The organism is Brevundimonas vesicularis, assembly GCF_044807075.1.
GTDB classification, from domain to species: Bacteria; Pseudomonadota; Alphaproteobacteria; order Caulobacterales; family Caulobacteraceae; genus Brevundimonas; species Brevundimonas vesicularis_G.
This window is the reverse complement of sequence record NZ_CP085234.1, coordinates 2,298,578-2,310,673: the sequence shown is the minus strand read 5'-3', so window position 1 is coordinate 2,310,673 and position 12,096 is coordinate 2,298,578. Positions and strand designations below refer to the sequence as shown.

Below are 12,096 nucleotides of genomic sequence, written 5' to 3'. Positions count from 1 at the left end.
CCGTCGATCAGCTGACGGCGGCGTCGCCCCAGATCGCTCGCAGGCGTTCGGGGCGGCGGCATCCGATCCGGTAGGCCTGATAGCTGGCGGCGTGGCGTTTGGCGTAGTTCTGGTGTTCCTCGCCCGCCGGCCAGAACCGCTGGGCGCCGACGACCGGCGTGGTGAAGCTCTTTCTCAGCACCCGCATGGCCGCATCGCGCGAGGCGACGGCGTCCGCGCGTTGGGCCGCTGTTGCAAAGACGGCGGATCGATAGGACGGACCCTGGTCGCAGAACTGACCGTTGGGATCGGTCGGGTCGATGGTGCGCCAGTAGCGATCGACCAAGGTGCGATAGCTGACCACACGCGGATCGAAGGTCACCTGAACCGCCTCCATATGGCCGGTGCCGCCACGCACCACCTGCTCATAGGTCGGATTGGCGGTATGGCCCCCGACGAAGCCCGACACGGCCGAGCGCACCCCCGGCACGTAGTCGAAGGCCTTCTCCTCCGACCAGAAGCAGCCGCCGGCGAAGATCGCGGTCTGAAGCGCCGTCTGCGCCTCGGCCTGACGGGCCAGGGGCGCGCCGATCGCCAGGGCAACGACGGTCAAGGATGCAACAGCGGCGAGGGCATTCGTGCGAAGGGACATGGTCTCATCTCCTGTTGCATTGACTACGACGGCGACGCGCAAACGGTTTCACCAAGAACGTCTTGACCGGAACAAAACGCCAACATAGAACATTAGCAGAACATATCGGATGTCTCGGAGCCAAGGTCATGCCGCGTTTGATGAGGGATATGCTGTCGCTGGCGTCGTGCGGCGGTTTCGTTTGGATGGTCTGGACCGTGGCGATCAGCGTCACCGCCTGAGATCAGACGAATTAGATACTTTAGACGGTGTTTTTTCGAGGACCGTCTGAAGCCAGCAATCCACAGCCGATCTGTGGGGCGACCGGTTTGCGATGGCCGCACGCCACCCGATATGAGACTCAAGATAGGGTAGGGCTCTTCAGCGGGCCAGGGTCGAAGAAGGCGTGAACGAGCCGGTGAACAGTCAGGGTTTTGTCCATCTGCGGGTCCGTTCGGCCTATTCGCTGCTGGAAGGCGCGATCAAGGCGGCCAAGGTCGGCAAGCTGGCGGCCGACGCCGGAATGCCGGCGGTCGGGGTGGCGGACCGGGCCAACCTGTTCGGCGCGCTGGAGTTCAGCCAGACGGCGAAGGATGCAGGCGTTCAGCCGCTCGTGGCCTGCGCCCTGCCGGTCTTCGGCATCGGCGGCCAGATCAACGCCCGCTGGGCCAAGGTTCCGACCGTGGTTCTGCTGGCCCAGGATACGGCCGGGTGGCTGAACCTGTGCGCGTTGTCGTCATCCGCCTATCTGGATGCCGGAGAAATGGCCGAGCCGGGCGTGGCCTGGGAGCAGGTGGTCGCCCGCTCCGAAGGCCTGATCCTGCTGTCCGGCGGCCCGGACGGACCGATCGATCCGCTGTTCGCCCAAGGCAAGAAGACCGAAGCCGCCGCCGCCCTGTCGGCGATGAAGGCGGCGTTCGGCGACCGCTTCTACGTCGAACTGCAACGCCACGGGCTGGAGGACGAAAAGCGCGCTGAGCCGGGGCTGGTCGAATGGGCCTATGCCAACGACGTGCCGCTGGTCGCCACCAACGACGTCTATTACGCCAAGACGGCGCAGGCGAAGTCTCACGACGCCCTGCTGTGCATCGCCGACGGCGCCTTCACCGGCCAAGAGGATCGCCGCCGCATCACCGGCGAACACTGGTTCAAGCCCGCCGCCGTCATGCGCGAGCTGTTCGCCGACCTGCCCGAGGCTTGCGACAACACCATCGACATCGCGCGGCGCTGCGCCTTCCTGGTCAATACGCACGCGCCCATCCTGCCGCGTTTCGACACTGGGGCCGGGCGCTCCGAGGCCGACGAGCTGGCCCACCAGGCGCGCGAGGGGCTGAAGGTCCGCCTGACCGAGGTCACGCCGGCCGTGCCGGAAGAGGAATACTGGACCCGCCTGGAATGGGAGGTCGGGATCATCCAGCAGATGGGCTTCCCCGGCTACTTCCTCATCGTGTCGGACTTCATCAAATGGGCCAAGACCCACGGCATTCCCGTGGGGCCTGGGCGGGGCTCCGGCGCCGGCTCTCTGGTCGCCTGGTCCCTGACCATCACCGATCTGGACCCGTTGCGGTTCGGCCTGCTGTTCGAGCGATTCCTGAACCCCGAACGCGTCTCCATGCCTGACTTCGACATCGACTTCTGCCAGGAGCGGCGCGAAGAGGTGATCGACTATGTGCAGGACCGCTACGGCAAGGACCGGGTGGCCCAGATCATCACCTTCGGCACCTTGCAGGCGCGGGCCGTGCTGCGCGACGTGGGCCGGGTGCTGCAGATGCCGCTGGGTCAGGTCGACCGGCTCTGCAAGATGGTGCCGAACAACCCGGCCGCGCCCGTCACCCTGGCCCAGGCCATCGACATCGAGCCGCGCCTGAAGGAGGCGCGCGACGCCGAGCCGGCGGTGAAGACCCTGCTGGAAACCGCGCTGGAGCTGGAGGGACTATACCGCAACGCCTCGACCCACGCCGCGGGCATCGTCATCGGCGACCGGCCTCTGACGGAACTGGTGCCGCTTTATCAGGACCCGCGCTCAACCATCCCGGCATCCCAGTTCAACATGAAATGGGTCGAGCCGGCTGGCCTGGTGAAGTTCGACTTCCTGGGCCTGAAAACGCTGACGGTGCTGGATCGGGCGCGCGGCTATCTCGAACGGCGCGGCGCAGCGAAAGACTGGAACAGCCTGCCGCTGGACGATGCGCGCACCTATGAACTGATGGCCTCTGGCCAGACGGTCGGGGTATTCCAGCTTGAATCCCAGGGTATGCGCGACACCCTGCGCAAGATGCGCTGCGGCTCCATCGAAGAGATCACCGCCCTGATTTCGCTCTATCGGCCGGGGCCGATGGAGATGATCGACACCTACATCGACCGCAAATTCGGGCGCGCCGATGTCGACTATCTGCACCCCAGCCTGAAAGAGGTGCTGACCGAGACCTACGGCGTCATCATCTACCAGGAACAGGTGATGAAGATCGCCCAGATCCTGGCGGGCTACAGCTTGGGCGAGGCCGACCTGCTGCGCCGGGCCATGGGCAAGAAGAAGAAGGAGGAGATGGATTTCCAGCGCCTTCGCTTCGTCAAGGGTGCCGCCGAGAAGGCCGTGCCGGAATCGCAGTCCGGCTCCATCTTCGACCTGGTCGCCAAGTTCGCCGGATACGGCTTCAACAAGTCCCACGCCGCCGCCTACGCCCTGATCTCGTTCCAGACGGGTTGGCTGAAGGCCAATCAGCCGGTCGAGTTCTTCGCGGCGTCCATGAGCCTGGACTTGTCGAACACCGACAAGCTGGCGGTCTTCTATCAGGACGCCAAACGGTTCGACGTGCCGGTCCTGGCGCCCGACATCAATCGCTCCTCGGCCGACTTCGACGTGGCCTGGGACGACGACAAGGGGGCGGTGCTCTACGCCCTGGGCGCGATCCGAAACGTGGGTCTCGAGGCGATGAAACACGTCATCGAGGTGCGCGAGACGGGCGGGCGGTTCGCCGACATCTTCGACTTCCTCGAGCGCGTCGATCCGCGCAGCGTCAACAAGCGCGCGCTGGAAGGTCTGGCCAAAGCCGGCGCCTTCGACAGCATCCACCCCAACCGGCGTCAGTTGCTGGAACAGGCCGACGTTCTGATGGCCTATTGCCAGAGCGTGGCGGCCGAACGCGCCTCGTCGCAGGTATCGCTGTTCGGCGGCGATCAGGCGCATGCCGCGCGCCCGCGTCTGAAGAGCGTCGAGCCCTGGGTCGGTCCGGAGCGGCTGGATCACGAGCTGTCGGCGGTCGGCTTCTATCTGTCGGGCCACCCGCTGGACGAAATGGCTTCGGCGTTGAAGCGGAAGCGCGTCACCTTCGTCGCTGAGGCAATTCCGTTGGCTGAGTCCGGTCACGAGGCGTTCCAGATGGCCGGCGTCGTGCGCCGCAAGCAGGAACGGGCCAGCGCGCGGACGGGCGAGAAGTTCGCCTTCGTGACCTTCTCGGACCCGACCGGCGAGTTCGAATGCCTGTTCCCGCCCGAACAACTGCGCAAATGCCGCGAGGTGCTGGAGCCCGGCGCCTCGGTCATGGTGCGGGTGCGCGCCAAGTCGTCGGAAGGGGAGGTGCGCTTCTTCGGCGACGACGCCTCGCAAATGGACAATCTGCTGGACGACGCCAACATCGGTTTGCGCATCCATGTCTCGGCCCGCAGCGCGGACGCCGAGGCGCTGAAGGCGCGGCTGGAACGCGCGCGATCGGGCGCGATCGGCAAGGGGGGCGAAGTGTCGCTGATGATCGCGGGCCTCGATCAGGGGCGCGAGGTCGAGATCAAGATTCCCGGCCGCTATCGCCTGGACGGCGCCTTGCGCGGCGCGTTGAAGTCGGCGCCGGGCGTCGTCATGCTGGAAGACGCCTGATGTGCGTCGCCGCGTTGATGTTCGGCTTGGCTCTGGCCGGGGCTGGTCCCTCGGCCGCTGCAGTCCCAAACCCCCTTGCTTCAATGGAAAACCAGACCATGTTCCACGCTGTCGGAACCTTCGAGGTTCAGATGACGCCCGTCGCGGCCGAGAGCGACGCGCTCGCCGGAACGCCGGGCCGGATGCGCTTATCCAAGACCTTTCACGGAGATCTGGAAGGCGAGGGCGCCGGCGAGATGCTGGGTCTCCTGAACAATGGCTCTGGCGCCTATGTCGCGATGGAACGCGTCTCAGGGGTGCTGAACGGACGACACGGCGCCTTCGCCTTGGTCCATCGAGGGGTCATGGAGGCGGGCAGCCAGGAGTTGCTGATCACCATCGTCTCCGGTTCCGGCGAAGGCGATTTGGTGGGGATTGCGGGCGTCTTCCATTTGAAGATCGAAGGCGGCGTCCATCGCTATGATCTAGAATATAGGCTTCCCTGACAGTCGACTGTGAGCTTCGGATCAATGGTCAAGCTTTTGATTTTTGGGAACCTCACGGACGCGTGATGGGTTTGGTCAGTCCATAGGGAGACTGTTCCAATGAAATATCTCGCCATCGCCAGCGTCGCCTCTCTGGCCCTCCTCGCCGCCTGCAACCAGGGTGGCGACAGCGCCGCCCAGAACACCGGCGAGGCGGTCAACGCCACCCAAGACGCCACGTCCGGCGTCGTCGGCCAGACCTCGGCCATGACCATGGGCGCCAACACCGTCGACGGTTTCGTCACCGGCCTGGGCACCGGCAATATGTATGAGCTGGAAGCCGCCAAGATCGCCGCCGCCAAGTCCAAGAATGCCGACGTGAAGGCGCTGGCCGCGATGATTACCAAGGATCACACCGCCGCCGGCGAGAAGCTGGCCGCCGCTCAGGCGACCGCCGCGCCGAACGTCGCCATCCCCACGACGTTGGACGAACGCCGCAAGGGCCTGATCGACAATCTGAACGCCGCGACGCCGGACGACTTCGACAAGGTCTATCTGGATCAGCAGGTCACGGCTCACAACGAGACGCTGACCCTGCTGAACGGCTTTGCCGACAACACCGAAGCGCCGGCTCTGGCCACCCTGGCGCGCGAGCTGGTAACGCCCGTCACCGCGCACCGCGACCGCGCCCGGACCCTGCTGGACGCGATGAAGTAAAAGCAACCGTCGCGTTGCTGACCGAAGGCGGTCCCGAAAGGGGCCGCCTTTTCCGCATTTGCAGGGCTGCGCTTGCTATTGCGGCCCATACGGCCTACATGGCCCCCGCATTTCGCAACGCGGGAGAGGCGCGCTTCGGGGAGACATCCCGATCCGCACCATTCCGAGGGTCGTCAGACCTTTAATCCCCCGCGCCACGTTTGATCGGAAAAAGGACTGAACGATCATGGCTCTGCCTGAATTCTCGATGCGCACCCTGCTTGAAGCCGGCGCCCACTTCGGCCACCAGACGCACCGCTGGAACCCGAAGATGGACCGCTACATCTTCGGCTCGCGTTCGAACATCCACATCATCGACCTGTCGCAGACGATGCCGCTGTTCCACCAGGCTCTGGTGGCCGTGCGTGAAGTCGCCGCCAAGGGCGGTCGCGTTCTGTTCGTCGGCACCAAGCGCCAGGCCGCAGAGCCGGTCGCCGAAGCCGCCAAGCGCTGCGCCCAGTACTACATGAACAACCGTTGGCTCGGCGGCACGCTGACCAACTGGCGCACCGTGTCGGGCTCGATCGCTCGTCTGCGTGAGCTGGAAGGCATTCTGGAAAACGGCGGCGAAGGCCGCGTCAAGAAAGAGCTGCTGAACCTGCAGCGCGAGAAGGACAAGCTGGAACTGTCGCTGGGCGGCATCAAGGACATGGGCTCGATCCCGGACATCATGTTCGTGATCGATACCAACAAGGAAGCGATCGCGATCCAGGAAGCCCGCAAGCTGAACATCCCGATCATCGCCATCCTGGACACCAACTCGGACCCGGACGGCATCACCTATCCGGTCCCCGGCAACGACGACGCCGCCCGCGCCATCCAGACCTACTGCGACCTGATCGCCGACGCCGTCCTGGACGGCCTGGCCGCCGGCGCTTCGGCCTCGGGCATCGATCTGGGCGCTTCGGAAGCTCCGGTCGAGCCGATGCTGCGTGAAGCCTCGGCCCCCAAGGCTGAAGCCGAAGCCGCGCCGGCCGGCACGGAAGGCGCCGCCGCCGAACTGGAAGCCGCTGCTGAGCCGGCTGCCGAAACCGAGAAGGCCGAGGGCTGATCGCCCGCCGGGCGGCGTTCGCGTGATTGAGCGCCGCCTGACGAACTGACACACGGCCGGGCTAAATCAGTCCGGCCGTTCCCACATACGAAATCCCCCAAGGAGAAGAACATGGCCGAGATCACTGCCGCCCTCGTTAAGGAGCTTCGCGAGCGTTCGGGCGTCGGCATGATGGACTGCAAGAAGGCGCTGGTCGAAAACGACGGCAACATCGAAGCAGCAATCGACTGGCTGCGCGCCAAGGGCCTGTCCAAGGCCGCCAAGAAGGCCGACCGCGTCGCCGCTGAGGGTCTGGTCGCTGTCGCGTCGAAGGAAGACGGCAAGGGCGAAGTCGCCGCCGCCATCGAGTTCAACGCCGAAACCGACTTCGTCGCCCGTAACGAGCTGTTCCAGAACGCCGCCAAATCGTTCGCCCAGCTGGGTCTGGAGCACCACTCGGTGGAGGCCCTGCACGGCGCCGAACTGGAAGCCGGCAAGACGGTCCAGGACGAAGTGACCAACATGATCGCCACCATCGGCGAAAACATGCAACTGCGCCGCGCCGCCCGCCTGTCGGTGTCGGAAGGTGTCGTCTCGACCTACGTCCACAACGCGGTTTCGCCGGGCGTCGGCCGCATCGGCGTGCTGGTGGCTCTTGAAGGCGAGGGCGACAAGACCGCGCTTCGCGAACTGGGCCGCAAGATCGCAATGCACGTCGCCGCCACCGCGCCGCTGTCGCTGAACACCGACGACCTGGACCCCGCCGCCATCGAGAAGGAACGCGCCGTTCTGATCGAAAAGGCCAAGGAAGAAGGCCGCCCGGAAGCCATGATCGAAAAGATCGTGGAAGGTCAGATCAACAAGTTCCAGAAGGACGTGGTGCTGTCCAAGCAGCCGTTCGTCATGGATCCGGACGTGACCATCGAACAACTGGTCGCCAACTCGGCCAAGGAACTGGGCTCCTCCAACCTGCACCTGGCCGGCTTCGTCCGCCTGGCGCTGGGTGAAGGCGTCGAGAAGGTCGAAGGCCCCGACTTCGCGTCGGAAGTCGCCTCCATGATGGGCGGCAACTAAAAAAACATTCCCCTCATTCGTGAGGGTTTTGTATCAGAAGGGCGCGTTCGGCTTTGATGGCCGGCGCGCCTTTCGTCTATAAGAAGCCGCCTGATTCAATGGCGCCGCAGTCAAACGGACCTTCCCGCATGCCCGACGCCCCCTCGACCTTCCGCTACAAACGCGTCCTGCTGAAGGTGTCGGGCGAGGTGCTGATGGGCGACCAGTCGTTCGGCGTCGACATGAAGACCGTCGATGCGGTGGCCAAGGCCGTGGCGGACGTCGCGGCCGAGGGCGTGGAAATCTGCCTGGTCATCGGCGGCGGCAACATCTTCCGCGGTCTGTCGAAGGCGGCGGCCGGCATGGAGCGCGCCCAGGCCGACTATATGGGCATGCTGGCGACCATCATGAACGCCCTGGCCATGCAGTCGGCGCTGGAGAAGATCGGCGTCTCGACCCGCGTGCAGAGCGCCATTCCGATGGCGGCCATCGCTGAACCCTACATCCGTCGTCGCGCCCTAAGGCACCTTGAAAAGGGGCGGGTTGTGATCTTCGCCGCCGGCGTGGGCGCACCGTTCTTCACCACGGACTCGGGCGCGGCGCTGCGTGCAGCGGAAATGGGCTGCGACGCGCTGTTGAAGGGCACCAGCGTGGATGGGGTCTATTCCGCCGATCCGAAGAAGGATCCCGACGCGACGCGTTACGAGACCTTGTCCTATCAGGATGTTCTGGCCAAGGATTTGCGGGTCATGGACGCCTCGGCCATCGCCATGATGCGCGACACGGGGATACCGATCGTGGTCTTCTCCATTCGGGAAGACAATTCGCTGCGCCGGACCCTGACCGGCGAAGGCACGTTCACGGTCATTCAGGACGTCGCCTGAGCGTTCGCCTGACCAGGAAAGACAAGAGAGACCAAGACCATGGCAAAGCCTGACCTCAAGACCTATCGCGACCGCATGGATCGCTCCGTCGCCGCTCTGAAGGAAGAGTTCAGCGGTCTGCGCACCGGCCGCGCCAACGCTGGCCTGCTGGAGCCCGTGCGGGTCGAAGCCTACGGCTCGGCCTCGCCCCTGACGGCGGTCGCCGCGATCAGCGTGCCCGAGCCGCGGATGCTGAGCGTCAATGTCTGGGACAAGGGCATGGTGGTCGCCGTCGAGAAGGCGATCCGCAATGCCAATCTAGGCCTGAACCCGATCGTGGACGGCCAGACCCTACGTATTCCGGTGCCGCCTCTGACCGAGGAACGCCGCAAGGACCTGGTCAAGCTGGCCGGCAAATATGCCGAGCAGCAGAAAATCTCGGTTCGCAACGTCCGCCGCGACGCCAACGACGACCTGAAGAAGGCCGAGAAGGCCGGCGAGATCAGCCAGGACGAGCAAAAGAAGATGGAGACCGAGGTCCAGAAGGACACCGACGCGGCCATCAAGCGCATCGACGAGACCTTGAAGACCAAGGAACAAGAGATCATGCAGGTCTGAGGCGAAACGGCTGGGTCCGGAAGGGATCGCACGACAGATGACGGCAGACCGCGCCGCGCCTTCAGGCCAAAGCCCAGACAAGCAGGGTCAGGACGGACCGCGCCACGTCGCCATCATCATGGACGGCAATGGACGCTGGGCGAAGGCGCGCGGCCTGCCGCGGGCCCTGGGCCATCGTGAGGGCGTCCAGGCGCTGAAGCGCACGATCCAGGCGGCGCCGGATCTCGGCATCGACTGCCTGACGGTGTTCGGCTTCTCGACCGAGAACTGGAGCCGGCCCGAGGATGAGGTGTCGGACCTGATGGGGCTGGTGCGGTCCTACGTCGCCAGCGATCTGGCCCGGCTGACCAAGGCCGGCGTCCGGCTGAAAATTCTGGGGCGACGCGAAGGACTGCCGGCCGACATCGCCGCCATCATCGAACGGGCCGAGGCCCAGACCGCCCATAACGACCGATTCCTGTTGCAGGTCGCCTTCAACTACGGCGGTCGCGCGGATCTGGTGGACGCGGCGCGCCGCCATATGGAGCGGGTGCTGGCGGGCGAGACGGTCGAGCCTTTCAACGAGGCGATCCTGACGGCCGGGCTGGCCACGGCGGGCTCGCCGCCGCTTGACTTGATCGTGCGCACGTCGGGTGAGCAGCGGCTTTCGAACTTCCTGTTGTGGGAGGCCGCCTACGCCGAGCTCGTGTTCCAGGACATTCTGTGGCCCGACTATGGCCCCAAGGCGCTGGCTGAAGCGATCTCAGCCTTTGGTCAGCGCGATCGCCGTTTTGGCGGACGCGTGATCGCGCCTGAGCGCGCGACGGCCTGATGGCGGTCAAGGGTCGGGATATCGCCCTCAGGGCTGCGTCCGCCGTCGTGCTGGCGCCCGCCGCCGTCGCTGCGACGTGGGGCGGCGGCGTGTGGTTCCTGGCGCTGATGATCGTCGCCAGCGTCGTCCTGGCGTTCGAATGGGCGGCGATGAGTGCGCCCCATGCACGCCGCGTCATGGGCGGCGCGGTCAGCTTCGGCGTCGTGGCGGCGGTGATCAGCGCCCATTTCGGGGCGATGTCCGTCGCCTTCATCATGCTGGTGTTCGGCGCGGTCGCGGCCGGAGTCTATGCCCGCAGCCGAGGGCAGGAGGCGCTGGATGCCGCCTATGGCGTGCTCTATCTCGGCTGGCCTTCGGTCCTTCTGATATGGCTGCGCGACGTTGACAGTTTGATCGGGCTGCATTGGACCGTGCTGGTCTTCGCCGTCGCCTGGTCGGCCGACATCGTGGCCTATCTGGCGGGATCCACCTTTGGCGGCCCCAAGTTGTGGCCGCGCTTTTCACCGAACAAGACCTGGTCCGGGTTCATCGGCGGCGTTGCGGCCGGCGCGATTGCGGGCGCTGTCATGACGGCCTGGGTCAATATGGGCGCCTTGAGCGTCGTCTGGGGAGCAGTGCTGGGCCTTGCGGGGGCCTTGGCGACCATGGCGGGCGACCTGTGGGAATCGGCGCTTAAGCGACGGTTTGGGGTCAAGGATGCGGGGAACACCATTCCAGGCCACGGGGGCCTGCTGGACCGCGTCGATGGCCTGATGTTCGCGGTCGTGGTCGTCGCGGCGGGCCGACTGATCGTACTGATGCTGGAGCGTGGGGCGTGATCCGGCGTCGCATCACTGTGCTTGGCGCGACCGGATCGGTCGGCGCTTCGACGCTGGACCTGATGGCTCAAGCCGAGGCGACGGGCACAGGCGCGTTCGAGGTCGAGGCCCTGACGGGCGGGGCCAACATCTCTAAACTGGCCGAGCAGGCCAAACGCTGGCGGCCCAAACTGGCCGTGAGCGCCGATCCTGCGCGATTGGACGAACTGCGCGACGCCTTGTCCGGCACGGACGTCGCTGTCGCCGCCGGTGACGCCGCCATCGTCGAGGCGGCGACGCGACCTGCCGACTGGATCATGGCGTCCATCGTCGGAGCGGCGGGTCTCAAGTCCGCTTGGGCGGCGGCGGGAACGGGCGCGACCTTGGCGCTGGCCAACAAGGAAAGCCTGGTCTGCTGCGGCCCCGCCCTGATCGAACGGGTCAGTCGGGCAGGGGGGCGCTTGATCCCCGTCGATTCCGAACACTCCGCCATCTTCCAGGTGTTTCCGGCCGAAGCGCCTGAGCGGGTGGCCAAGCTGATCCTAACCGCATCGGGCGGGCCGTTTCGCAAGACTCCGCGCGAACAGATGGTCGCCATCACGCCGGAACAGGCCGTCGCCCACCCCAACTGGAGCATGGGCGCCAAGATTTCCGTCGATAGCGCCACCATGGCCAACAAGGGCCTGGAGATGATCGAGGCGGCTTATCTGTTCGATATGCCGCAGGATCGGATCGACGTCGTGGTGCACCCCGAATCGATCATCCACAGCCTTGTGGAATATGTGGATGGTTCGACGCTGGCTCAGATGGGACCGCCGGATATGCGCACGCCGATCGCCTGCGCCCTGGCCTGGCCGGATCGGATCGCGTGGCCGGCGCCCAAGTTGGATCTGGCTGCGCTGGGTCGGCTGACGTTCGAAGCGCCCGATCTGACGCGCTTTCCCGCCCTCGATCTGGCGCGTCAGGCCCTTAAGGCGGGGGGCGCGACGCCGGCCGTGTTCAACGCCGCCAACGAGGTCGCCGCCTTCGCCTTCCTTGACCGCAAGCTGGCGTTTCTCAATATTGCCGCAGTCGTCGCCGAAACCCTTGAGCGTGCGACGAAAGCGGGGATGGCTTTCGGTTCTGGAGACGCCTGCGGCGCGGCCCTTTCGGTCGACGCCGAGACGCGTCGAATGGCCGAGAGCGTCATCGCCGGCCTTGCGAATGCGGCCTGACAGCAGGCC

The 12,096-nt window shown here is 65.6% G+C and carries 11 protein-coding genes; 10 read left to right on the top strand and 1 reads right to left on the bottom strand.

Translation table 11 applies throughout. The features are described from left to right. Positions 1-7: 7 nt before the first annotated feature. On the bottom strand, positions 8-631 hold the full coding sequence (gene msrA, locus LG306_RS11585) for a peptide-methionine (S)-S-oxide reductase MsrA (RefSeq protein WP_404414612.1): 624 nt from the start codon (positions 629-631) through the stop codon (positions 8-10). Positions 632-1,016: 385 nt separating this feature from the next. Between msrA and dnaE the strand changes: the two genes are divergently transcribed. The 10 genes from dnaE (at position 1,017) to dxr (ending at position 12,087) form a co-directional block, all read left to right on the top strand. Then, entirely contained in the window at positions 1,017-4,481 is a 3,465-nt protein-coding gene (dnaE, locus tag LG306_RS11580) for a DNA polymerase III subunit alpha (RefSeq protein WP_404414609.1), read from the top strand. A gap of 98 nt (positions 4,482-4,579) precedes the next feature. Continuing rightward, the gene (locus LG306_RS11575; RefSeq protein WP_404414606.1) at positions 4,580-4,966 is read left to right on the top strand and encodes a DUF3224 domain-containing protein; all 387 of its coding nucleotides are present in this window, start codon (positions 4,580-4,582) and stop codon (positions 4,964-4,966) included. A 99-nt stretch (positions 4,967-5,065) separates the two neighbouring features. Continuing rightward, a complete protein-coding gene (locus LG306_RS11570) occupies positions 5,066-5,662 on the top strand; it encodes a DUF4142 domain-containing protein (RefSeq protein ID WP_284877569.1) in 597 nt (198 codons plus the stop codon). Positions 5,663-5,888: 226 nt separating this feature from the next. Continuing rightward, entirely contained in the window at positions 5,889-6,752 is an 864-nt protein-coding gene (gene rpsB, locus LG306_RS11565) for a 30S ribosomal protein S2 (RefSeq protein WP_017503967.1), read from the top strand. 111 nt (positions 6,753-6,863) lie between these two features. Then, complete coding sequence (gene tsf / locus LG306_RS11560) at positions 6,864-7,805, top strand: translation elongation factor Ts (RefSeq protein WP_039247421.1); 942 nt, start codon at positions 6,864-6,866, stop codon at positions 7,803-7,805. Positions 7,806-7,933: 128 nt separating this feature from the next. After that, on the top strand, positions 7,934-8,668 hold the full coding sequence (pyrH, locus tag LG306_RS11555; RefSeq protein ID WP_404414601.1) for a UMP kinase: 735 nt from the start codon (positions 7,934-7,936) through the stop codon (positions 8,666-8,668). A gap of 39 nt (positions 8,669-8,707) precedes the next feature. Then, a complete protein-coding gene (gene frr / locus LG306_RS11550; protein WP_017503964.1) occupies positions 8,708-9,265 on the top strand; it encodes a ribosome recycling factor in 558 nt (185 codons plus the stop codon). A gap of 118 nt (positions 9,266-9,383) precedes the next feature. Then, positions 9,384-10,076 carry a polyprenyl diphosphate synthase gene (uppS, locus tag LG306_RS11545; protein ID WP_228763578.1) on the top strand — a complete coding sequence of 231 codons (693 nt, stop codon included), beginning with the start codon at positions 9,384-9,386 and terminating at the stop codon, positions 10,074-10,076. Then, positions 10,076-10,894: a phosphatidate cytidylyltransferase gene (locus LG306_RS11540; RefSeq protein ID WP_404414596.1), complete on the top strand. Its 819-nt coding sequence runs from the start codon at positions 10,076-10,078 to the stop codon at positions 10,892-10,894. The genes uppS and LG306_RS11540 overlap by 1 nt, the downstream gene beginning before the upstream one ends. Next, the gene (gene dxr / locus LG306_RS11535; protein ID WP_404414593.1) at positions 10,891-12,087 is read left to right on the top strand and encodes a 1-deoxy-D-xylulose-5-phosphate reductoisomerase; all 1,197 of its coding nucleotides are present in this window, start codon (positions 10,891-10,893) and stop codon (positions 12,085-12,087) included. Before LG306_RS11540 ends, dxr begins: the two co-directional genes overlap by 4 nt. Positions 12,088-12,096 lie beyond the last annotated feature (9 nt).

What these genes read in the sequence shown, in the direction of transcription:
- msrA (WP_404414612.1), bottom strand. Translation starts at nt 631, where the DNA reads ATGTCCCTTCGCACGAATGCCCTCGCCGCTGTTGCATCCTTGACCGTC.
- LG306_RS11575 (WP_404414606.1), top strand. Translation starts at nt 4,580, where the DNA reads ATGTTCCACGCTGTCGGAACCTTCGAGGTTCAGATGACGCCCGTCGCG.
- LG306_RS11570 (WP_284877569.1), top strand. Translation starts at nt 5,066, where the DNA reads ATGAAATATCTCGCCATCGCCAGCGTCGCCTCTCTGGCCCTCCTCGCC.
- rpsB (WP_017503967.1), top strand. Translation starts at nt 5,889, where the DNA reads ATGGCTCTGCCTGAATTCTCGATGCGCACCCTGCTTGAAGCCGGCGCC.
- tsf (WP_039247421.1), top strand. Translation starts at nt 6,864, where the DNA reads ATGGCCGAGATCACTGCCGCCCTCGTTAAGGAGCTTCGCGAGCGTTCG.
- pyrH (WP_404414601.1), top strand. Translation starts at nt 7,934, where the DNA reads ATGCCCGACGCCCCCTCGACCTTCCGCTACAAACGCGTCCTGCTGAAG.
- frr (WP_017503964.1), top strand. Translation starts at nt 8,708, where the DNA reads ATGGCAAAGCCTGACCTCAAGACCTATCGCGACCGCATGGATCGCTCC.
- uppS (WP_228763578.1), top strand. Translation starts at nt 9,384, where the DNA reads ATGGACGGCAATGGACGCTGGGCGAAGGCGCGCGGCCTGCCGCGGGCC.
- LG306_RS11540 (WP_404414596.1), top strand. Translation starts at nt 10,076, where the DNA reads ATGGCGGTCAAGGGTCGGGATATCGCCCTCAGGGCTGCGTCCGCCGTC.